Origin of the sequence: Nesterenkonia halobia (assembly GCF_039536005.1) — a bacterium.
Classification (GTDB): domain Bacteria; phylum Actinomycetota; class Actinomycetes; order Actinomycetales; family Micrococcaceae; genus Nesterenkonia; species Nesterenkonia halobia.
In genome coordinates, this window is the sequence record NZ_BAAAYG010000007.1 from 316,015 (window position 1) to 337,519 (window position 21,505).

Below are 21,505 nucleotides of genomic sequence, written 5' to 3' on the forward strand. Positions count from 1 at the left end.
CCAGTTGCCGGCACAGCAGGAATGACGTAAAGTTGATTCCTGGTGTCATCGGCACCAGCACGTCTTCTGCGCCCGGTCGCACGGACCCTCCCGGTCCCGTCCGAAGCCGCCGTTCTCCGACGTCCGGTCTCCCCGCGAGGCCGCGGGGGAGACCGGACCGGCCGCGGACCGGCAGTGCAGCCGGCCAGGTCGAGAATTTCAGTCCATATTTGTCATCGAGAGAAGTGAGTCCCAAGTGGTGTACGCGATTGTCCGCGCAGGCGGCCGCCAGGAGAAGGTTTCCGTCGGAGACCTCGTGACCCTTGACCGCGTCCCCGCCGAGGCAGGCAGCACCATCGAGCTGCCGGCAGTGATGCTGGTGGACGGGGACCAGGTCACCACCGGCGCCGACGACCTGGCCAAGGTCAAGGTCACTGCTGAGGTGCTGGAGAACGTCCGCGGCAAGAAGGTCGTCATTCACAAGTTCAAGAACAAGACCGGCTACCACAAGCGTCAGGGTCACCGTTCCGAGCTGACCCGCGTGAAGGTCACCTCGATCGCCTGATCGACGGCCGATCGGACCGACGACGCCGGTTCCCCGTTCATCCATCCATCCCAGCTGAGAGGCAGGCAGACCAATGGCATCGAAGAAGGGCGCCAGCTCCACCAAGAACGGCCGCGACTCGAACGCGAACCGTCTCGGCGTGAAGCGTTTCGGCGGACAGGACGTCTCCGCCGGCGAGATCCTCATCCGCCAGCGCGGCACCAAGTTCCACCCCGGCAGCAACGTCGGCCGCGGCGGGGACGACACCCTGTTCGCCCTGTCCGACGGCTCCGTGGAATTCGGCAGCCGCCGCGGCCGCAAGGTCGTGAACATCGTTCCAGCCGCACAGTGAGTGCGGCCCCGGGCGGACCTGGGTGCTGACAGCACTCCATGGCCCGGTCGGACACGAGCAGCAGAGGACGGGCCGTCGCGGTCCGTCCTCTGCTGTCTTAACAGCAGGTCCCGGCGGCGCATCGTCTCGTCGCCCCGCCCCTCCCGACAGGAGAACCCCATGGCACACTTCGTCGACCGCGTCGTCCTGCACGCCGCAGGCGGTGACGGCGGCCACGGCTGCGTCTCCGTGCATCGCGAGAAGTTCAAGCCGCTCGGCGGTCCCGACGGGGCCGACGGCGGGGACGGCGGCGACGTGGTGCTGGTCGTCGACCCGCAGACCACCACGCTGCTGGACTATCACCACCGCCCGCACCGCTCGGCGGAGAGCGGCGGCGTCGGCGAGGGCGATCTGCGCCATGGACGCCGGGGGCCGGCCCTGGAGCTGCCGGTGCCCGACGGCACCGTCGTGAAGGACCGCGAGGGCAACGTCCTGGCCGACCTGATCGGCGCCGGAGCCCGCTGCACCGTCGCCGGCGGGGGACAGGGCGGCCTGGGCAATGCGGCGCTGGCCTCGAAGAAGCGCAAGGCCCCGGGCTTCGCGCTGCTCGGCACTCCCGGCGAACGCGCCGACGTCGTCCTCGAGGTCAAGACGGTCGCGGACATCGCGCTGGTCGGATACCCCTCGTCGGGCAAGTCCAGCCTCATCGCGGCGATGAGTGCGGCGCGCCCGAAGATCGCGGACTACCCCTTCACCACGCTGGTGCCGAACCTCGGCGTCGTCGAGGCCGGCGACGTGCGCTACACCGTCGCCGACGTCCCCGGTCTCATCCCCGGCGCGGCGCAGGGCCGCGGCCTCGGACACGAGTTCCTGCGCCACGTGGAGCGCTGCGCGGCGCTGGTCCACGTGCTCGACTGCGCCTCGCTCGAGCCGGACCGCGACCCGCTCAGCGATCTGGACGCCGTCGAGGCCGAGCTGGCCGCCTACGCCCCCGACTCCGTCGACGGCCTCGCCGCCGACTCCGGCACCACTGTGCCGCTGACCGAGCGGCCGCGGCTGGTCGCGCTGAACAAGACCGACCTGCCCGACGGCGAGGCGATGGCCGAGCTGGTGCGCGAGGAGCTCGTCGCCCGCGGCCACCGCGTCTTCGACATCTCCGCGCTCGACCGCGGCGGCCTGCGCCAGCTCGGCTTCGCCATGGCCGACCTGGTCGCCGAGGCCCGCCAGCGGCGCGAGACCGCGCCGGCCCCGGCGCCGGTGACCGTCCGCCCGAAGGCGGTCGACTCCAAGCCCTTCACCATCACCCGCGAGGAGAAGAGCGGCGAGCCGCTGTTCCGCGTGCGCGGCGCCAAGCCCGAGCGCTGGATCCTGCAGACCGACTTCGGCAACGACGAGGCCGTCGGCTACCTGGCCGACCGGCTCGAGCGCATCGGCATCGAGGACGAGCTGTTCAGACAGGGCGCTCGTCCCGGAGATGCGGTGGTCATCGGCGGCGACGACGCGGTCGTCTTCGACTGGGAGCCGACGATGGCCGGCGGCGCCGAGCATCTGGGCGGTCCGCGGGGCACCGACATGCGCTTCGAGGAGCGCAGCCGGCCCACCCGCGAGGAGAAGAAGGCCGACCAGCAGGCACGCCGGGACGCACGGGCGGCCACGCGGGCGGCGATGGCTTCGGAGTACTCGCACTCGGGCTCCGGCGCCGACGCCGAGGACGACCAGGTCGAGATCGTCTACACCGAGGGCGATCCCGACGAAGGGCTGGAGGACGCCGGCGAGGTCCATCCCGAGGATTGGGAGGACGAGACCGACGGATCCCGCGGAGACCGCCGATGAACGCCGGCGGGTCCGATGCGCGGACGACGGGGCTGACGGCCTCGGTGCTGACCGGGCAGGCCGACATCGGCCGGGCGCGCCGCCTGGTGATCAAAGTCGGCTCGTCCTCGCTGACCACGCTGGACGGCGGGATCTCGGTGGAGGCGCTGCAGCGGCTGGTCGACGACGTCCAGAGGCTGCGCGCCCGGGGCACCGACGTCGTGCTGGTCTCCTCGGGGGCGATCGCCGCCGGGCTCGCACCGCTGGGGCTGTCCGTCCGCCCGCATGATCTGGCCACGCAGCAGGCCGCCGCCGCCGTCGGGCAGGGCATGCTGCTGGCGCACTACACGCGCGCCTTCGCCGCCCACGCCACCACGGTCTCGCAGGTGCTGCTGACGGTGGAGGACCTGATCCGACGCACGCACTACACCAACGCGCTGCGGGCGGTGGAGAAGCTGCTCAGTCTCGGGGCGGTGCCGGTGGTCAACGAGAACGACGCAGTCGCCACGCATGAGATCCGCTTCGGCGACAACGACCGGCTGGCGGCGCTGACGGCGAATCTGGTCCGCGCCGACGGGCTGGTGCTGCTCTCCGACGTGGACGCGCTGCACGACGGCCCGCCCGACGAGGGCGGGCGGCCGATCCCGTGCATCGACGACGCCGCCGACCTGCGCGGCGTGACCCTGGGCCGCCGCGGCAAGGCCGGCGTCGGCACCGGCGGCATGGTCACCAAGGTCGAGGCCGCCCGGATCACCGCCGACAACGGCATCCCGGCGGTGCTCACCTCGGCCTCGCAGGCCGGCCGGCTCTTCGCCGGCGAGACGGTGGGGACCTTCTTCACCGCCCGCGGGCGGCGCCGCGGGGCGCGATCGGCCTGGCTGGCGCATCTGGCCCACGTGAAGGGACGGCTGACCGTCGACGACGGCGCCGTCGCCGCCGTCGTCCACCGGCGCCGCTCCCTGCTGGCCGCCGGGATCACTGCGGTGACCGGGGAGTTCGAGCCCTCCGACCCGGTGGAGATCGCCGGCCCCGACGGCACCGTGCACGCCCGCGGACTGGTGGCCTTCTCCTCGGTCGAGCTGCCGGGGATGCTCGGCCGATCGACCACCGAGATCGTGCGGCTCTACGGCGAGGACCACCAGCGCGAGGTCGTCCACGCCGACGACATGGTCCGGGTCGCCGCCGGGCCCGCCGAGGACTGAGGGAGTCCGTCACGTCAGGTGTCCGCACTGCGGACGTCTCCGCACGGCTCTCCCCGGGTTGTTCAACAGTCCAGTAGGCTGGGGGCATGAGTGACGAGACGCACGAATCCGCCGCACCGGGGACGCAGGGCACGCCGGACGGCACGTCCGACGTCGGCGCGGCGATCGCCGGGATCAGCCGGGACGCCCGCCGCGCCGCCCACGAGCTCGCCCTGCTGGACCGCGAGCAGAAGGACCGCCTCCTCGCCGCCGTCGCCGCCGGGCTCCGCGAGTCGGTCCACGGGCTGCTGGCCGCCAACCAGGAGGATCTGACCCGCGGACGCGAGTCCGGGCTCTCCCGGGCGCTGCTCGACCGGCTGGCGCTGGACGAGGCGCGCATCGAGAAGCTCGCCGCCTCCGTGGAGACCGTCATCGGACTCGACGACCCGATCGGCCGCGTCGTGCAGGGCCGCACGCTGCCCAACGGTCTGCGGCTGGCCCAGCAGACCGTGCCGCTGGGCGTGCTGGGCGTGATCTACGAGGCCCGCCCCAACGTCACCGTCGACATCGCCGCGCTGGCGCTGAAGTCCGGCAACGCCGCGGTGCTGCGCGGAGGCTCCGCCGCCGCGCGCACCAACGAGACGCTGCTGGCCATCATCCGCACTGCGCTGCGCGACACCGGGGCCCCGGCGGAGGCGGTGCAGTCCATCGACGCCCACGGACGCGACGGCGCCACCGAGCTGATGACCTCCCGCGGCTCGGTCGACGTGCTGATCCCGCGCGGCGGCCGCGCCCTGATCCAGCACGTGGTGCAGAACGCCCGGGTGCCGGTGATCGAGACCGGCGAGGGCAATGTGCACGTCTTCGTCGACGCCGGCGCGGATCCGCGCACCGCCCGCGACATCGTGCTCAACTCCAAGACGCATCGCCCCAGCGTCTGCAACTCCGCCGAGACGCTGCTGCTCCATGCCGAGGCCGAGGAGGCCGGCCGCGAGGCGCTGCGGGCGCTGCTGCGGGCCGGCGTCGACCTCCACGTCGACGAGCGCGCCCGGCGGTGGCTTCCCACCGGCGACCCGGCGGACTCCGCCGACGGCCAGCCGATGGGCGAGGTGCACCCGCTGACGCCGGAGGACTACGGCACCGAGTTCCTGGACCTGCAGATGGCCGTCGGCGTCGTCGACGACGTCGACCGGGCGATCGAGCACATCGCCGCCCATTCGACCGGTCACACCGAGGCGATCGTCACCGACTCGGTGGCCCGCGCCGACCGCTTCGTCGCCCGCGTCGACGCCGCCTCAGTCATCGTCAACGCCTCCACACGCTTCACCGACGGCGGGGAGTTCGGCCTCGGCGCCGAGGTCGGCATCTCCACGCAGAAGATGCACGCCCGCGGCCCCATGGGCATGGCCGAACTGACGACGACCAAGTGGATCGTGCGCGGCGACGGTCAGGTGCGCGCCTGATCCCGTCGTCGACGGGCCCGGTCCGCAGCGCTCGACGGATCGGGCCGATGCGCGGCTGAGCAGGACCTTCCCTGCGAATTTTCTCCTGAGAATACGTCTTGCACCTGTAGACCGTCCTTCATCATATGGGTAGCGTGTGTCGTATCGGCCACGCCGCCGGCGGGCTGAGAAGCACATTTTTGAAGGAGTAATCATGGACTTGGGCAACTACGATTGGCTCGGGCTGGTGGAGAAGGTCGTCATGGCCGTCGTCATCCTGCTCGTGACATGGATCATCGCGAGCGTGGTCAAGTGGGCCATCTCCAAGCTCGTCTCTCGTGTGGGCTTCCTGCAGCGCGGCGGCGGAGCCGACGGGCAGTCGCTGGGCTCGGCCATCGGCCAGATCGCCTCGCTGGTGATCTGGCTCTTCGGTCTGATCGCCGTGCTCCAGCTCTTCGCCCTGGAGCGGGTGCTGCAGCCGGTGCAGGATCTGCTGGCCACGGGGCTGAGCTTCCTGCCGAACATCATCGGCGCCGGCTTCGTCTTCTTCATCGGCTTCGTGATCGCGAAGATCGTCAAGCAGCTGATCGAGGCGACGCTGGGCCGGGTCAACTTCGCCGGGCTGGTCGGCCGGGCGAAGACCGCCGCTGACAAGACCGCCGAGAACGCCGGCGTCGAGGACTCCTCGGCCGGATCGGTGCCCTCGGCGGCCGATGCGGAGACCAACCGCCGCATCACCGGCGTGATCGGCAACGTGGTCTTCGCGCTCATCGTCATCGTCGTCGCCATCAGCGCGCTGCAGATCCTCGGCATCCAGGCCGTCTCCGAGCCGGCCACGCAGATGCTGACGCTGATCCTGGACTTCATCCCGCTGTTCATCGCCGCCGCGCTGATCCTGGCCGTCGGCGTGCTCATCGCCAAGTTCGTCGGAAACCTGCTCGGCTCGGTGCTGAGCTCCATCGGCACGGACCGCGCGGCCGCCAACATGGGCATCGAGCCGACGCAGACCAGCGTCTCGGACATCCTGTCGCGGATCGCGCAGGTGGGCATCGTGCTGTTCTTCGGCATCATGGCCGCCCGCACGCTGGACTTCCCGGAGATCACCGCCATCCTCAACGAGGTGCTCGAGCTCGGCGGCCGCGTCCTCTTCGGCGCGGTGATCATCGGCGCCGGCTTCTTCATCGCCAACCTGCTGGCCAAGACGGTCGGCGCGGGCACGCCGAGCACGATCATGCGCTACGGCACGATCGCCCTCTTCGTCGCCATGGGCCTGCAGTACATGGGCATCGCCGACTCGATCATCAACCTGGCCTTCGGCGCCGTGGTCGTCGGCGGGGCGCTGGCCGCCGCGCTGGCCTTCGGGCTGGGCGGTCGCGACGCCGCGGCCCGCACCCTCACCAAGGTGGAGAGCGGCTCGGGGACGGACTCCGCGAGCTGATATCCGCTCCGGCCCCGCGACCCGGGACCGGAGCTCCTGCGCACATGCGCCGCGACCGGGGCCCTGTCGCCGCCGACCACGCCGATCATCATCGGTGAGCCGGTGGGCGACAGGGCCCCGGTGTCGCGTAGACTTGCCGTGATCCGAGTCGACCGTCGAGGGAGAGGCATGCTGAATACGCCCATCGCCGCACTGCTGGCCGAAGCGTCCGAGGAGCACGGAGGAGAGCTGTTCATGCCCGCCCCGTGGTTCGGCATCATCATGTTCGCGCTGCTGATCAGCATGCTGCTGATCACGGTGTCCTTCTCCAGCAAGGGGCGCCAGCTGCCGGCCAAGGAGCACGAGGACCACTGAACGCCGCACCTCAGGCCGCCGCCACCGCCGATGCCGGACGTCGTCGACTCCGTCTGGGGATCATGGGCGGCACCTTCGATCCCATCCACCACGGCCACCTGGTGGCCGCCAGCGAGGTCGCGAGCGAATTCGCCCTCGACGAGGTCGTCTTCGTGCCCACCGGGCAGCCCTGGCAGAAGGCCGCCCGCCAGGTGACCCCCGCGGAACACCGCTATCTGCTGACGGTCATCGCCACAGCGGCCAACCCGCGGTTCACCGTCTCCCGGGTGGACATCGATCGCGGCGGCAAAACCTACACGATCGACACGCTGCGCGACTTCCGGCGGCTGTATCCGGATGCTGACCTCTTCTTCATCACCGGCGCCGACGCCATGGCCCAGATCATGTCCTGGAAGGACGTGGAGGAGCTCTGGGAGTTGGCGCACTTCGTCTCGGTGACCCGGCCGGGATTCGTCTCGGAGGACTTCGGTCGCACGGACCAGATCTCGCTGGTCGAGATCCCGGCGATGGCGATCTCCTCGACGGATTGTCGCGAGCGGGTCAGCCACAGCAAGCCGGTCTGGTACCTGGTGCCGGACGGCGTCGTGCAGTACATCGCCAAGCACCGGCTCTATCAGCAGGACGATGACGGAGTCGTCCGCGGGGCCGCCGCCGACCGGCTCCGGCCCACCTCGGACGACGCCGCCGGACGAGCGCCCGCCCGACGCAGCCTGGAGCACAGCCAGGGTCCAGGGACCCCCGAGACTCCGCAGGAGGCGAGCAGATGAGCGCAGAGGACGCGGCCCACCCCGAGCAGCGAAGCACCGGCGACGCCGAGGCGACGCCGACCGCGGGGGAGGAGCAGTCGGACGATCTCCGCGCCCGGTACCTGCCGGTCTCGCGCCGGGAGCTCCGGCGTCGACGCGAGGCCGAGCGCAAGTCTCGGCGTGGACGGAGGGGGAGCGGGGCGGCTGAGGCCGCCGTGCCCGAGGCCGCCGCCGCACCCGAAGACGACGTTCCCGAGACCGCCGAGACGTCGGGCGAGGACTCCGTCGAGGAGGCCGCCGCCGTCGACAGGTCTGCCGAGGCGGAGGACGAGGCCTCAGGCTCCGCCGAAACGGGCCCCGAGACTGACGCCGACGACACCGAGACTGACGCAGCACCTGAGGCGCCTGCCGCCTCCGACGAGGCGGCCGACGCCGAGGGCTCGGCCGGTTCGACCGCGGACGCCGAACCTGTTGAGTCAGCTGAGGAGGCCGCGACGGACTCCGAGGACACGTCCGAGGGCGCCTCCGGAGAGGCGGACGACGGTTCGGTCGACGACACCGATGACGAGACGGGCGACGACACGGGCGACGCTGACCGTGTCGCGGCGGACGACCCCGCACCGGAGACGCCGTCGGACGACGACGAGCTGCCGCCCGTGCCCGCGTCCCGCAAGGGGCGTCTGCTGCTCCGCGAGACCGGCCAGGTGCCTGCGCTGGACGCGGAGAGGCGCGCCGAGATCGACGCGCTGACCGCCGAGATCGTCTCCCGGGCTCCGAGCGACCCGCACGCCGTCGATCCGGAGCTGCTGAAGAAGCAGCAGGAGATGGCCGCGAAGGCCATGCAGGCCAATCAGGAGCGACGGCGTCTGGAGCTGGCGGACCAGGAGACGGAGCATGAGCGTCGCCGGGACGAACGCCCCGAGTCCGAGGTGATCACCCGCAAGACGCTGCGTGGCTATGCCGACGCCGAGAACCCCGACCCGACCGACGTGGCCGCCGGAGAGATCGAACCGGTCGAGGCCAGCGGCGCCCACGGCCTGGAGCTCGACGAGATGGTCGAGCAGACCTCCCGTCGGGCCAGCCGCCAGTCGGCGATGCTGTGGCTGGTCATCGCGCTGAGCGTGCTGCTGCTGATCGCCGTCGGCGTCGTCCTCTACACCATCCTGTCGTGAGAGAGAGCTGTACTTCGTGACTATCACCGATACCGTCCACGCCGAACTGCGGACCGCCGCGGCGGCCGCCTCCGAGAAGCTGGCCACCGACATCGTCGGCCTCGACGTGGGGGAGCGGCTCGGCATCACCGAGGCCTTCCTCGTCTGTTCGGCGCCGACGGACCGCCAGATCGATGCGATCGTCGACGAGGTCGAGTTCCGCATCAAGACCGAGCACGGCTCGCAGCCGCTGCGCCGCGAAGGGCGCGAGAGCGGCACCTGGGTGCTGCTGGACTACGGGCACATGGTCGTCCACGTCCAGCATGAGGAGGAGCGTGTGCTCTACGGGCTGGACCGCCTCTACGCCGACGTCGACCATGTCGATCTGGGGCTGCCCGCCGTCTCGGCTCCCGAGGCCTCGCAGGAGCCCGGAGAGGGTTCCGCCGAGGCATGAACTCCCGTTGAACGCCCCATGGACTCCCCAGGTCAGCCGGCTGGGCGAATGTGGCGAGGGCCACTCTCGCTCGATTTGCCTCGACCTGGGGAGGTGGGTAGAGTAGAGGGCGTTGCCGCGGCGACACAGAGAAAAAAGAACACGGGGGTATGGCGCAGTTGGTAGCGCGTCTGCGTGGCACGCAGAAGGTCACGGGTTCGAGTCCCGTTACCTCCACCGGATGGGAAGGCCCGTCGAACCACATGGTTCGGCGGGCCTTTTCGCATGTCGCGGGGCGCTCGTCCGCAGGCGGGCGGCGCCGTCGGGCCATGGTCTTCCCCCGCACTATGTTCCTCCGTCGGACAAAAGGCGTCATGCGTGATCCTCCGCCCGCGGGGCGGCTGTAGAGTGGTCGGCGCGAGGGATCGGTCACATACGGCCGGCTCTCATCGAAGCCATGACGCCGACGCCGGGGGAGCCCCGGTGTCGTCCTGCACCGAGGAGGACACGTGGAGCAGCGCATTCTGGGACGGACCGGACGTGAGGTCTCGACCGTCGGAGTCGGCACCTGGCAGCTGGGCGGCGAGTGGGGAGCCGTCGACGACGCCTCGGCGCAGGGCGTGCTCGACGCCGCGGCCGAGTCCGGCGTGACCTTCATCGACACCGCCGACGTCTATGGCGACGGGCAGAGCGAACAGCACGTGGGCCGCTGGCTGCGGGAGAATCCTGACTGGAACGGCTTCGTGGCCACCAAGATGATCCGGCGCGCCGCCGAGCCCGACCTCGAGCACGCCACGCTGGAGAACTTCCGCGCCTGGACCGACCGGTCGCGGCGCAATCTCGGCGTCGACACGCTCGACCTGGTCCAGCTGCACTGCCCGACCAGCGACGTGATCGCCTCCGACCGCGTCTACGACGACCTCGACACGCTCGTCGAGGACGGAGCGATCGCCTCCTACGGCGTCAGCGTCGAGACCTGCGAGCAGGCCCTGGCCGCCATCCGACGCCCGCATGTGGCCAGCGTGCAGATCATCCTCAACGCCTTCCGGCGCAAGCCGCTCGACGAGGTGCTGCCCGCCGCCCGCGAAGCCGGCGTCGGCATCATCGCGCGCGTGCCGCTGGCCAGCGGACTGCTCTCGGGCCGCTACACGAAGGAGACCACCTTCGCCGAGACCGACCACCGGACCTTCAACCGCGACGGCCAGGCCTTCGACGTCGGCGAGACCTTCTCCGGGGTGGACTTCGCCACCGGCGTCGACGCCGCCGCGCGCTTCACCGAGCTGGCCCGCGACGCCGGCCTGGCGCCGACGACGGCGGCGCTGGCCTGGGTCATCCAGCAGCCCGGGGCGACGTCGGTGATCCCCGGCGCGCGGACTGCCGAGCAGGCCCGGTCCAACGCCGAGGCCGCCGCCGTCGGCGCGCTGCCGCAGAGCTTCCTCGACGGCGTCCGTGAGCTCTACGACGAGGTGCTGCGCGAGCAGATCCACCCCCGGTGGTGAGGCGGCCCCGACCGGTGAGCCTCAGGCTCCGGCGAGTCGGCTGAACGTCGGCGCCAGCGTCTCGTGCAGCTCCCGGTGGATCTCGCGCAGCCGGGCATGCTCGGTCGCCAGCGCCGAGGGCTCGACGACGCTGATCCCCGCCGAGCCCTCTCCGGCCGGCGAGAAGTGCGGCGGCACCCGATGCGCGAACCCGCCGCCCTCCGCCGCGGAACGGGCGGCGTGGCGGGCCGCGGCGTCGTCGGTCTCGGCACAGTGCACCACGGGCATGCCGGCGGCGTCGGCCAGCAGTCGGCGCCAGACGCGGCTCTCCGCTCCGCCGCCGACCACCGGCAGGGCCTGTTGGGACGCACCGAGCTCCTCGACTCCCTGGGCCAGGGCGTAGGCGACTCCGGTCAGCACGCTCAGATGCAGGTCGATCGCCTCCGTGGACTCGGTGACGCCGATGAACGTGCCGCGGGCCTCGGCGTTGCGCACCGGATAGCGTTCGCCGCCGAGGCCCGGCAGGCAGAGCGGCCGTTCGGCCAGCCGGTCGATCCGTCCGGCGGCTCGCTCCTCGACGGCGGCATGGTCGAGGCCGCCCAGCAGCTGCCGCCGGGACCATTCGGCGCTGCCGCCGGCCGACTGCACGGCGGCGATGCGCAGCAGGTTCCCCCGATCCGCCGCCAGCTGATGCATCGCGGAGTCCTCCGCGCCGTCGTCGGGCGGGCCCGGAGTGACCGCCGCGATCCAGCCGGAGGTCCCGAGCGAGGCGTAGGCGTCGCCGGGCGCCGAGCCGACCAGTCCGTCGGTGGTGGCGGCGGCATCGCCGAACCCCAGCACCACGGGCGTGCCGACTGACAGTCCGAGCTCTGCGGCGTCTGCGGAGCGCAGACGGGCCACCGGCCCCTCGGCGGCCGGCTCCTCGACCAGTCGCGGCAGGCGGGAGGCGTCGATCCCGGCCGCCTCGGCCGCCGGGGACCACCAATCGCGCGCGGCGAGATCGAGCAGCCCGGTGGTCGAGGCCGTGGTCAGGTCGCAGACCGGCTCGGCGCCGAGGCGCCGGGCGAGGCAGCCGGCGGGGCCGAAGACCAGCGCGTCGGCCGCGGCGAGATTCTCCGGCTCGTGGTCGGCCAGCCAACGCAGCTTGGCCGCGACGCTGGCGGCGTCCTGGCGACTGCCGGCGCGTCGAGGCCAATGCGGCAGCTGGTCGTGGAGGGCGCGCTGCTGGGCCGCGGCGCGCTGATCGGAGTACACCACCGCCGGCCGCACCGGCCGGGTTCCGGAGAGCAGCACGAGGTCCTGCATCTGTCCGGTCAGACCGAGCGCGACGACGCCGTGGGACAGCCCGGTCTCGGCCAGGGCGCGGACCAGCGCCTGCCACCACTGCTCGGGATCCTGCTCATGCCGGGCGGCGCCGTCGGCGTCTCGTCGTCGATCGGTGGGGTAGCTCGCCTGAGCCGTGGAGACGGTGCGGCCGTCGACGTCGACCAGGACCAGCTTCAGCGCGGTGGTGCCGAAATCGGCTCCGGCGACCAGGGGAGAGGCGGTGGGATCCATCCCGGTCAGCGTAGCGGCCCGGCCGGCCGGGATGCTCAGTGCTCGCGCAGCGCCTCGATCAGCTCGTCCTTGGTCATCTGCGAATACCCGGTGATGCCCAGCTCCTTCGCCCGGTCCTGGAGCTGGTCGACAGTGCGTTCCTCGTAGGCGGAGGCCTCGCCGCCGCGCTCACCGACCTCGCTGCGCGACTCGGCGGCCGCGGAGTTCGCGATCCGGGCGGCCTTCTCCTTCGACTCGCCCTCCTCGCGCAGACGCTCGTAGAGCTCCTCGTCCTTGATGCTGCGGTTCGGCATGATCAGAATCCCTTCCCTCCGGTGACGGGCAGGACGGCTCCGGACGTGTAGGACGCCTCGTCGCCGGCCAGGTAGACGTAGGCGCCCGCCAGCTCGGCGGGCTGGCCGGGGCGACCCAGCGGAGTGTCCTGTCCGAACTCTTCGATCTCCTCGTCGGCGAATCCCGTCGCCGGGATCAGCGGCGTCCAGATCGGCCCCGGAGCCACGGCGTTGACTCGGATGCCGCGATCGCCCAGTTCGTCGGCCAGCGCCTCGGTGAAGGCGACCTGCGCCGCCTTCGTCATCGCATAGTCGAGCAGCGCCGGCTTCGGCTCGGCGGCCTGGATCGAGGTCGTGGTGATGATCGAGGACCCGGGCGCGAGGTGCGGCACCGCCTCCCGGGCGACGACGAGGTGCCCGACCAGGTTGGTGTCGACCACGCGCCGGATCTCCTCGACCGGCAGCGTCTCGATGCCTTCGCGCCGGCGCTGGTGGCCGGCGTTGAGGACGACGACGTCGAGGCCGCCCAGGGCCCGCACGGCCCGGCCGACGGCGTCGACGGCCTGCTGCTCCTCACGGATGTCGGCGACGACCGCGGTGCCCCGGCGTCCGGCCTCCTCGACGAGGCGGACGGTCTCGGCGGCGTCGTCGCGCTCCTGGGGCAGGTGCACGATCGCGACGTCGGCGCCCTCGCGGGCATAGGCCAGCGCGACGGCGCGGCCGATGCCCGAGTCGCCGCCGGTGATCAGCGCCCGCCGCCCGAGGAGCCGATCACGCCCGACCCAGCTCTGCTCGCCGTGGTCCGGCGACGGGCCCATCGGCTCGGTGAGGCCGGGCTGGGCGTCCTGCTGCTGGGCGCCGACGCCTGTGGGGCGCCCGGCGCGGGGATCCTGGGCGGTCGCGGCCATCGAACCTCCTGGCGTCGGGTCCTGGATCTCCCCATCCATGAACCGTCAGGGGTGTGGCTCCTGTCAAGGTCGTGGGGGCCGGACGCCGCGGCTCACCCGCGGGTGGCGGGGCGGAGGAGCCCGCTGAGCAGCCGGCGTCCGAGCAGCAGGACGGCGAGCACGACGGAGGTGACGACCACGAAGGACGTCGGGGCGCCGCCGAGCCCCAGCAGCACGCGCAGCGCCATCCCGCCGGCGACGGTCACCACGAGGACCAGGAGGCCGTCGGGCCAGAGGCGCGAAGGGCGGGCCAGCGGCCAGAGCGCCGCGGAGACGACGAGCAGCGCCAGCAGGAAGGGCGAGGCGGTGGTGAGCACGTCGAGCACGGCCAGGCCGCTCTGGTGGGTGCGGTTCCCGACGGCGGCGAAGACCAGCACCAGCACGACGTCGACGCCCAGGAGCAGCAGGCGCGTGCCGGGGGCGGCTCGCCGCAGGTCACGGCGGGATGCGGGCGTCGTGGAGGGGCGTGGGGCGCGGCGCTCGGACATGGTGGTCAGGATAGAGTCGTCGGCTGGATGCCGCCTCAGCGCAAGGGTGTATCGCCGGGAACACCTTTATAAGGGTGTAGTGGCTAGAACAACGTGTTATGGTTGTTCCATGTACGTGCTGACGATGGACCAGAAGGGATCCCGCCGCGGGGGAGACCTCGTCGGCGAGGGGCTGCGGACCTTCACCGCCCTCGCCGGCGCCGGCGTCGCGCGCCCGTTCCAGCGCACCGCCGGCGACGAGATCCAGGCCGTGCTCACTGAGGCCGCGTCCGTGGTGGAGGTGATGCTGCACGCCGCCCGGGACGGCCGCTGGAGCGCCGGCCTCGGCGTCGGGCCCGTCGAGCAGCCGATGCCGGAGGAGACGCGAGCCGGCCGCGGACCGGCCTTCGAGCATGCGCGCGATGCGGTGACCCGCGCCAAACGTGCGCCCGGCGGCGTCGCCTGCACGGCCGAGCATCCCGACGCCGAGCATGTCGAGGCCGTGCTGCAGCTGCTCGCCGAGCTCGACCACCGGCGCACCGACTCCAGTCAGCAGGCCGGCGAGCTCATCGCCGAAGGGCGGACGCAGACCGAAGTCGCCGAGCAGCTCGGCGTCAGCCAGCAGGCCGTCTCGCGCGCGCTGGATCGCGGCCTCTGGCACCAGACGCGGCGCGTCGCCTCGCTGGCGGTGCAGATGCTGGAGACGATGCACGAGGAGGTGACGGCATGATCGTGCTGGCTGTGATGCTGACTGCGGCCGCCGCGGCGCCCGCGGCGCTCTCCATGCTGCCGCGGCGCCGCCGGCCGCGCCTGCTGGTCAAGAACCTCGCCGCCGTCGTCCAGCTGATCCTCCTCGCCGCGGCGGCTCTCTGCGCCCTGGCCGCCGAGCAGACCACGACGACGGTGCCGGGCCTGGCGCTCACCGTGTTCGTCGTCGGGGCGGCCGCCGCCGTGGGAGGCTCCGGCGTCTCGACGGCGGTGCTGGACAGCGCCACGCGTGAGCACCGCGGGGCTCCGGCGGCGCCGATGAGCGACCTGCCGCCCGACGATCGTCCCGTGCTCCGCGGGGGAGCATGGATCGGGGTGCTGGAGCGGCTGGCCGCCGTCGCGACCCTGCTGGCCTCCTGGCCCGAAGGCCTGGCCGTGGTGCTCGCCGTCAAAGGTCTGGCGCGCTACTCGGAGCTGCGTCGGCCCAACGGCGCGGCCGAACGCTTCATCATCGGCACGTTCTGCTCGGTGCTCTGGGCCTCGGCCTGCGCGGGGATCGCGATGCTGGTGACGGGATGAGCGATGCGCGCCCGAGAGCGCGGTGTTCGGCATTAGCCTGACATAACCGTGCCGGACTTCCTCGGACCGCCGATCGAGGAGCAGCTGTCCGACGCGACCGGAGGTGCTCCTGCCGTGGTGACGAACGCGTGCCGGAAGTCGAGGTCGTGCCTCGCGCGGCGAGAGGCGGCAGGGATCGGTCGGCGGCGCAGTCTTCACAGCGTCTCTGCGTCTCAGCGCCGCCGCGGTCACGCCGTCGTCCACGAGGAGGGGCGCGCCGGCCTCGGCATGCCTCGAGGGCTGTCCAGCGAGGAGTGTTCGGCGAAGGTGTGCCAGAGAGGGTTGACGCTCAGGAGGTGCTGGGCCGTGGTCCGCGACAGGCTGACAGGCTGACCCGGCTGGCGCGGGATCCGGAGGTGGCTCTGCAGGCAGAGTCTCTGGATGCAGAGCTCGGGCGCTGAACCCGGACGCAGATCCTGAGCGACCGGCAGTCGATGCTGTGTGCGCGGTCGTGTGCGTGACTGCGTCTCGCTGGACCGGCGTCGGGCGTCGAGTCGGGCGCGGGGCCAGTGCCGCGTCGGTTCGTGATGCCGAGCATCGACCCAGAGAGCGACGGCGCCGACCGGCGATCATCGGGGGAGGAGGTGTCCAGAACCTCAAGTTGACATAATGCAGATTATCGGACACTCACGGAAGGGTCGGAGAAGGGCTCATCGACCCCTCGGCACCCGGCCTCACCACGAGCCGTCTTGCACGATCCACCCTGCCTGACCTCTCGATGCGTCCAGCCGTCACGACGTCCTGCCCGACAGCATGCCTCACCTCGCACCCGTCGGCTCCCACCCGTCCGCCTGCACGGCCGCGGCACCCTGAGCGCCTCCATGCGGCGCGCAGTGCAGGGCGCCTCGTCCTGCCGGCGGCACGGCACGCGCGACCCCTCGGGATCGTCCGGGCGGATCGGCCTCCCCGCGGCGCACGACGGCGCACACAGCACCCGCTGCGCGCCGCGGCGATGCCGTCCACCCGAGGGAACCGCTCCCCGCCGAGCAGCACGCGACCGATGTGCTGTGATTAGTTGACATAATCGTGACCGATGCTCCCTCAGTCCTCCCCGCGCTCGACGGCGCGCAGATGATCCTCCAGCCGATGCGTGCCGGTGCGTGCGCCCACGCCGTCGCCGGAGAAGCCGTCCAGGAAGAACTGCGCCAGGTCGTGGGTCCGCGCCGCCGGCCGCAGCAGCGGCAGTCCCGCGCGCAGCAGTCCGGTCGGCACGTCCACGATGCGGGCCGGCCGGTCGCACACGGCGAAGCACAGCTGCAGGATCTCGCGCAGAGTGAAGACCTCCGGACCTCCGACGTCCCACTCCCCGTGCCGATGCCCGAGCTCGTCCATGGCCGGAGGCTCTGTGCCGCGCGCGACGAGCCGCTCCACCAGGAAGTCGGCGAGATCCTGACCGTGGATCGGATTCAGTCGCACCGACCCGTCGCCGAGGCTGACGGCGACGCCGCGACGGGCCATGGCCAGGAGCTCCTCCATGTCCGAGAAGTATCCGCTGGGGTTCACCACGGCCGAGGGCACGGGACTGCGCCGCAGCGCGGCCACGAAGGCCCGCTTGGCCCGCACCAGCTGGGAACGACTGCGCTCGGCGTGCATGACATGCACATAGCCGAATTGCCCCGCCGGCGCCCGCTCGGCCTCGGCCAGCAGCGCCAGATTCGCCGCGAAGTCCACATCCCAGGGGTCGGCCTTCTGTCGAGTCACTCCCAGCGCGGAGATCACGGTCTCCCCGGGGCGCACGAGTCCGTCGAGCCGATCGGTGACGACGTCGCAGGCGACCCACTCGTCGACCAGACCCGCCAGCGCCGGCGCGCCATGAGCCCCAGGCCCGCCGGCCCGGTCGACGTCGCGGACCACGGCCCGCACGCGGAGCCCTCTCCGGTGCAGGGTGCTGACCAGGTGCCGTCCCAGATAGCCGCTCGCGCCCGCGACCAGCACATCGCCCCGAGGATCCGTCATGGCGGCAGACTATAGGCTGGATCCATGACTGGGGAGATCTCCGAGGCCGCGGAGGCCGACTCGTGGCCGGTGCGCTGTCCGCACTGCGGCCGGGCCCTGCATGTCGAGCGTCGCGCATCCGACCGGCACGCCGACCAGCCCGCCGATCGGCCGGCGACGATCCGTGCGCTCTCCTGCGACGCCGGTCACCGGTTCGACGCCGCGCGCCAGGGCTACGTCAATCTGCTCGTCGGCCGCGGCAGCTCCGCCACGCCGGACGCCGCGGCGATGATCATGGCCCGTGAACGGATCCAGGACGCCGGGATCCTGCGCCGCGTCACCGAGGCCCTGACGGCGATCGCGACCCGGGCGCCGGAGCCGCGCCGGGTGCTCGACTGCGGCGCCGGCACCGGCCACCATCTCCATGCGCTGCTGGAGGCCCTGCCGGCGGCGTCCGGGATCGCTGTGGACCTGTCCCCCGCGGGACTCAAGCGCGCCGCCAAGCACCCGCGGACACTGGCGCTGACCTGGGATCTCTGGCGTCCACTGCCGGTGGCCGACGCCTCGATCGATCTGCTCGTCGACGTCTTCGCGCCGCGCAGCCCCGAGGAGTACGCCCGCGTGCTCGCCCCCGGCGGGCGCGCGATCGTGGTCACCCCGCGCCCCGGGCACCTGCAGGAGCTCGCCGCGCACGGACTGCTCGGCATGCGCGAGGACAAGCATCGGGAGCTGCTCGCGCGGATGGGCGCGGCGCTGGGCGACCCCGAGGAGCACCGCGCCGCCGGCGAGACGGTCGACCTCGACGCCGAGCAGGCGGCGGATCTGATCATGATGGGGCCGGCGGGTCATCACCGTGACCGGGAACAGATCCTGAACGATGTGGACCATGCGGGCATCCGGAGGGCGACTGTCGACGTCGACGTCACCACCTGGAAGCGCCATGCTGGTGACTGATTCTGTCGCCTGAGGCACAATGGGAAGTCACAGCACTTCCGGCCGGACGGCCGATCGCCCGTCCGGCGACGCTGATACGGACGACGAGGGGGCATCGTGATCGAGTGGTTCTCCGAGAACCTCTGGGCGGCCTGGCTCGGGCTGACCCTGGTGCTGCTGGTGCTCGAGCTGATGATGCTCGACCTGCTCTTCCTGATGCTCGCCGCCGGAACGGCCTCGGCGACGACGGTCGCCCTGGCCGGCGGCCCCGGCTGGCTGCAGGTCGTCGTCGGCTCGGCCACCGCGCTGCTGATGCTCGGGGCGGTCCGTCCGATCGCCCTGCGGCATCTGCGCCGCACTCCCGAGCACCAGCTGACCAACGTCGACCGGATGGCGGGCATGGAGGCGTACCCGCTGGAGACCGTCACGGAGCACGAGGGACTGGCCGAGGTCGACGGCGACACCTGGACTGCCCGCACCGTCGCCGGCGCGACGATCGAGCCGGGCATGACCGCCGTCGTCGACTCCGTCGACGGGGCGACGGTCCACCTGCGTCCGGCGGCGAGCATCGACTGGCACGACCCCGATGAGAGAGAGGCCTGAGAAGCCATGGAGATCAATGTCGCACTGATGGTCGTCCTGGTCGTCCTGGTGGTGCTGGTGGTGGTGATCCTCGCCAAGAGCGTCAGGATCGTCCCCCAGGCCCGGGCCGGCATCGTCGAGCGCCTGGGCAAGTTCCAGCGGGCCCAGACCCCGGGCCTGACGCTGCTGGTGCCATTCATCGACCGGATGCTGCCGCTGCTGGACATGCGCGAGCAGGTCGTCTCCTTCCCGCCGCAGCCGGTGATCACCGAGGACAACCTGGTGGTCTCGATCGACACGGTGGTCTACTTCCAGATCACCGATCCGAAGGCCGCGAGCTATGAGATCGAGAACTACATCCACGGCGTGCAGGAGCTGACCACCACCACGCTGCGCAACGTGGTCGGCGGCATGCACCTGGAGGCGACGCTGACCTCGCGCGACCGGATCAACGCCCAGCTGCGCGGCGAGCTGGACAAGGTCACCGGCCGCTGGGGCATCCGCGTCGCCCGCGTGGAGCTGAAGGCGATCGAGCCGCCGCACAGCATCCAGGAGTCCATGGAGAAGCAGATGCGCGCCGAGCGTGACCGGCGCGCGGCGATCCTCACCGCCGAGGGCACCAAGCAGTCGGCCATCCTGACCGCCGAGGGCGAGCGGCAGTCGGCCATCCTCGCCGCCGAGGGTGAGGCGCAGGCGCGCATCCTCGGGGCCAATGCCGAGGCCCAGGCGATCGAGACGGTGTTCCAGGCCGTCCACGACTCGGAGCCGAGCCCGGAGCTGCTCTCCTACCAGTACCTGCAGACGCTGCCGGACCTGGCCAAGGGCGACTCCAACACCATGTGGGTCATCCCCGGCGAGTTCGGCGAGGCGCTGAAGACCTTCTCGCGCGGGTTCAGCGACGACGCCGGATCGGGCGACTCCGGATCCGCGGAGGAGCGCGACACCGAGCGCGCCGCCCGCGCCGAGCGGATGCGCGCCCGCCGCGAGCAGAAGGAGGCCGACCGGGCCGCCGGCCGAGCCGGCACCCCCGGCATCTCCGAGGCCATCTCCGACCTGGCCGATTCGGCGCGGTCGACCTCGGTCACCGACGACGACCCGCACTACCAGAGCGCCGAATCCCTGGAGGAGGAGGCCCGGCGGGCCGAGACCAGCAATGCCCGGACCTCCACCCCGGGCGTCGGGACGACGGATCCCGCCGAGGCCTCACAGGAGCCGAGCTCCGGCGACGCGGCCGAGGGCTCCACTGCCCCGACGGATCGGGACGACGCCGCGGGCCGGGCATGAGACCATGGACGGTCGGGTCGGAATAACCGACCCCGTGCCGATGTTGAGCCCACTCGAGAGAGTCTGTCCCACCACTGGAGGAGAACGCCGATGAGCGATCGCAGTCTGCGCGGAATGCGCCTGGGCGCGCAGTCCATGGAGACCGAGCAGGGCGTGGAGCCGGCACCGCGGCAGGATGTGCAGTACGTCTGCGAAGACGGCGAGAAGATCTCCGTCACGTTCGCCGCCGAGGCCGAGGTGCCCCCGACCTGGACGTCGCCGACCGGCAAGGAGGGTGTCCTCGTCGACGGCTCCAAGCCGGACGACACCCCGGACAAGCCGGCCCGCACCCACTGGGACATGCTCCTGGAGCGCCGGTCCACCGAGGAGCTCGAGGACATCCTCACCGAACGGCTGAAGAAGCTGCGGGAACGCCGCGGCGAGACCGTCTGAGGCTCGGCAGCCTCTCCCCGGCCGCCGGACGGTCGCCGAGAGGCGGCCGGTGACGTGCGCCTGGAGACCAGAAGGCCCGCCGCGGAGCATGCTCCGCGGCGGGCCTTCTGCTGTTCGGGCCGATCAACGACCGATCAGCGGCCCAGCGCCCGGCCCAGCCTCCGTCGCAGCGTCTGTGCCCGGGCGGTCAGCCCCCAGCGGGTGACGTTGAGCATCGCCTCGACCACGATGTCGCCGCTCATCTTCGAAGCTCCGAGGGTACGTTCGACGAAGGTGATCGGCACCTCCACGATGGTCCGCCCCTGACGGGCCAGCCGGAAGGTCATGTCGACCTGGAATCCGTAGCCCACCGACTCGACCTCGTCGAAGTCGATGCTCTCCAGCGCCTCCCGGCGGAAGACCCGGTAGCCGGCGGTGATGTCGCGCACCGGCAGTCCGAGCAGCGTCCGCGAGTACAGGCTCCCGGCGCGCGAGATCAGCTTCCGGTGCAGCGGCCAGTTGACCACGCCCCCGCCGTCGACCCACCGCGACCCGATCACCAGGTCCCCCCGGTCCAGGGCGGCGATCAGGTCGGGCAGCTGCTCGGGCTGGTGCGACCCGTCGGCGTCGAGCTCGATGAGCGCATCGTAGCCGCGCTCCAGCCCCCAGCGGAATCCGGCGATGTACGCGCCGCCGAGTCCGTTCTTCGCCGTGCGGTGCAGCACATGGATCCGCGAGTCCTGCGCCGCCAGCTCGTCGGCGTAGTCGCCGGTGCCGTCCGGGCTGTTGTCGTCGACGACGAGCACGTCGGTCTCCGGCACGGCGGCCTGCAGGCGATCCAGCGTGATCGGCAGCGCCTCGATCTCGTCATAGGTCGGGATGATCGTCAGGATCTTCACGAG

23 protein-coding genes and 1 tRNA gene are annotated in these 21,505 nt (G+C 71.8%); 18 read left to right on the forward strand and 6 right to left on the reverse strand.

Features of this window, described 5'->3' with window-relative positions:
* The first annotated feature begins 235 nt into the window (after nucleotides 1-235).
* The 12 genes from rplU (at nucleotide 236) to ABD652_RS10465 (ending at nucleotide 10,910) form a co-directional block, all read left to right on the forward strand.
* Nucleotides 236-544, forward strand: coding sequence for a 50S ribosomal protein L21 (gene rplU / locus ABD652_RS10410; protein ID WP_029514110.1), 309 nt, complete (start codon nucleotides 236-238; stop codon nucleotides 542-544).
* Nucleotides 545-617: 73 nt separating this feature from the next.
* Nucleotides 618-875, forward strand: a complete 258-nt coding sequence (gene rpmA, locus ABD652_RS10415; RefSeq protein ID WP_344720993.1) for a 50S ribosomal protein L27 — start codon at nucleotides 618-620, stop codon at nucleotides 873-875.
* A 159-nt stretch (nucleotides 876-1,034) separates the two neighbouring features.
* Nucleotides 1,035-2,687 carry a GTPase ObgE gene (gene obgE / locus ABD652_RS10420; protein WP_344720995.1) on the forward strand — a complete coding sequence of 551 codons (1,653 nt, stop codon included), beginning with the start codon at nucleotides 1,035-1,037 and terminating at the stop codon, nucleotides 2,685-2,687.
* Nucleotides 2,684-3,868, forward strand: coding sequence for a glutamate 5-kinase (gene proB, locus ABD652_RS10425; RefSeq protein ID WP_344720997.1), 1,185 nt, complete (start codon nucleotides 2,684-2,686; stop codon nucleotides 3,866-3,868). The genes obgE and proB overlap by 4 nt, the downstream gene beginning before the upstream one ends.
* An 86-nt stretch (nucleotides 3,869-3,954) precedes the next feature.
* Nucleotides 3,955-5,310, forward strand: a complete 1,356-nt coding sequence (locus ABD652_RS10430; protein ID WP_344721000.1) for a glutamate-5-semialdehyde dehydrogenase — start codon at nucleotides 3,955-3,957, stop codon at nucleotides 5,308-5,310.
* A 193-nt stretch (nucleotides 5,311-5,503) separates the two neighbouring features.
* Nucleotides 5,504-6,727, forward strand: a complete 1,224-nt coding sequence (locus ABD652_RS10435) for a mechanosensitive ion channel (RefSeq protein WP_344721002.1) — start codon at nucleotides 5,504-5,506, stop codon at nucleotides 6,725-6,727.
* Between the two features lie 168 nt (nucleotides 6,728-6,895).
* The gene (locus ABD652_RS10440) at nucleotides 6,896-7,081 is read left to right on the forward strand and encodes a hypothetical protein (RefSeq protein ID WP_344721005.1); all 186 of its coding nucleotides are present in this window, start codon (nucleotides 6,896-6,898) and stop codon (nucleotides 7,079-7,081) included.
* Nucleotides 7,082-7,143: 62 nt separating this feature from the next.
* Nucleotides 7,144-7,848, forward strand: a complete 705-nt coding sequence (gene nadD / locus ABD652_RS10445) for a nicotinate-nucleotide adenylyltransferase (protein WP_344721008.1) — start codon at nucleotides 7,144-7,146, stop codon at nucleotides 7,846-7,848.
* Entirely contained in the window at nucleotides 7,845-8,999 is a 1,155-nt protein-coding gene (locus ABD652_RS10450) for a hypothetical protein (RefSeq protein WP_344721010.1), read from the forward strand. The genes nadD and ABD652_RS10450 overlap by 4 nt, the downstream gene beginning before the upstream one ends.
* Nucleotides 9,000-9,015: 16 nt before the next feature.
* Nucleotides 9,016-9,432: a ribosome silencing factor gene (gene rsfS / locus ABD652_RS10455; protein ID WP_344721013.1), complete on the forward strand. Its 417-nt coding sequence runs from the start codon at nucleotides 9,016-9,018 to the stop codon at nucleotides 9,430-9,432.
* Nucleotides 9,433-9,575: 143 nt separating this feature from the next.
* Nucleotides 9,576-9,648, forward strand: a tRNA-Ala gene (locus tag ABD652_RS10460).
* Between the two features lie 272 nt (nucleotides 9,649-9,920).
* Nucleotides 9,921-10,910, forward strand: coding sequence for an aldo/keto reductase (locus ABD652_RS10465; RefSeq protein ID WP_344721015.1), 990 nt, complete (start codon nucleotides 9,921-9,923; stop codon nucleotides 10,908-10,910).
* 21 nt (nucleotides 10,911-10,931) lie between these two features.
* On the opposite strand, the gene ABD652_RS10470 is transcribed toward ABD652_RS10465, so the two are convergent.
* The 4 genes from ABD652_RS10470 to ABD652_RS10485 all read right to left on the reverse strand — a co-directional run bounded on the left by ABD652_RS10470 (nucleotide 10,932) and on the right by ABD652_RS10485 (nucleotide 14,153).
* Nucleotides 10,932-12,446, reverse strand: coding sequence for an FGGY family carbohydrate kinase (locus ABD652_RS10470; protein WP_344721017.1), 1,515 nt, complete (start codon nucleotides 12,444-12,446; stop codon nucleotides 10,932-10,934).
* A 35-nt stretch (nucleotides 12,447-12,481) separates the two neighbouring features.
* On the reverse strand, nucleotides 12,482-12,739 hold the full coding sequence (locus tag ABD652_RS10475) for a DUF7218 family protein (RefSeq protein ID WP_344721020.1): 258 nt from the start codon (nucleotides 12,737-12,739) through the stop codon (nucleotides 12,482-12,484).
* Between the two features lie 2 nt (nucleotides 12,740-12,741).
* Nucleotides 12,742-13,626 (reverse strand): SDR family oxidoreductase, encoded by an 885-nt coding sequence (locus ABD652_RS10480; RefSeq protein ID WP_344721022.1) that lies wholly within the window; start codon nucleotides 13,624-13,626, stop codon nucleotides 12,742-12,744.
* 92 nt (nucleotides 13,627-13,718) lie between these two features.
* The gene (locus tag ABD652_RS10485) at nucleotides 13,719-14,153 is read right to left on the reverse strand and encodes a DUF3054 domain-containing protein (protein ID WP_344721024.1); all 435 of its coding nucleotides are present in this window, start codon (nucleotides 14,151-14,153) and stop codon (nucleotides 13,719-13,721) included.
* 109 nt (nucleotides 14,154-14,262) lie between these two features.
* On the opposite strand from ABD652_RS10485, the gene ABD652_RS10490 reads away from it, so the two are divergent.
* Both ABD652_RS10490 and ABD652_RS10495 read left to right on the forward strand, forming a co-directional pair.
* Nucleotides 14,263-14,862 carry a hypothetical protein gene (locus tag ABD652_RS10490; RefSeq protein ID WP_344721026.1) on the forward strand — a complete coding sequence of 200 codons (600 nt, stop codon included), beginning with the start codon at nucleotides 14,263-14,265 and terminating at the stop codon, nucleotides 14,860-14,862.
* Complete coding sequence (locus tag ABD652_RS10495; protein ID WP_344721028.1) at nucleotides 14,859-15,419, forward strand: hypothetical protein; 561 nt, start codon at nucleotides 14,859-14,861, stop codon at nucleotides 15,417-15,419. Before ABD652_RS10490 ends, ABD652_RS10495 begins: the two co-directional genes overlap by 4 nt.
* A 1,080-nt stretch (nucleotides 15,420-16,499) precedes the next feature.
* Here ABD652_RS10495 and ABD652_RS10500 read toward each other — a convergent pair.
* Nucleotides 16,500-17,414 carry an SDR family oxidoreductase gene (locus tag ABD652_RS10500; protein ID WP_344721030.1) on the reverse strand — a complete coding sequence of 305 codons (915 nt, stop codon included), beginning with the start codon at nucleotides 17,412-17,414 and terminating at the stop codon, nucleotides 16,500-16,502.
* Between the two features lie 24 nt (nucleotides 17,415-17,438).
* On the opposite strand from ABD652_RS10500, the gene ABD652_RS10505 reads away from it, so the two are divergent.
* The 4 genes from ABD652_RS10505 (at nucleotide 17,439) to ABD652_RS10520 (ending at nucleotide 20,624) form a co-directional block, all read left to right on the forward strand.
* Entirely contained in the window at nucleotides 17,439-18,347 is a 909-nt protein-coding gene (locus tag ABD652_RS10505; RefSeq protein ID WP_344721032.1) for a methyltransferase domain-containing protein, read from the forward strand.
* Between the two features lie 96 nt (nucleotides 18,348-18,443).
* Nucleotides 18,444-18,929, forward strand: a complete 486-nt coding sequence (locus ABD652_RS10510) for an NfeD family protein (protein WP_344721034.1) — start codon at nucleotides 18,444-18,446, stop codon at nucleotides 18,927-18,929.
* Between the two features lie 6 nt (nucleotides 18,930-18,935).
* Nucleotides 18,936-20,192, forward strand: a complete 1,257-nt coding sequence (locus ABD652_RS10515) for an SPFH domain-containing protein (protein ID WP_344721036.1) — start codon at nucleotides 18,936-18,938, stop codon at nucleotides 20,190-20,192.
* A 90-nt stretch (nucleotides 20,193-20,282) separates the two neighbouring features.
* Entirely contained in the window at nucleotides 20,283-20,624 is a 342-nt protein-coding gene (locus tag ABD652_RS10520) for an RNA polymerase-binding protein RbpA (protein WP_344721038.1), read from the forward strand.
* A gap of 134 nt (nucleotides 20,625-20,758) precedes the next feature.
* Here the strand turns inward: ABD652_RS10520 and ABD652_RS10525 are convergent, their stop codons facing one another.
* Nucleotides 20,759-21,502, reverse strand: coding sequence for a polyprenol monophosphomannose synthase (locus ABD652_RS10525; protein WP_344721040.1), 744 nt, complete (start codon nucleotides 21,500-21,502; stop codon nucleotides 20,759-20,761).
* Nucleotides 21,503-21,505: the final 3 nt, after the last annotated feature.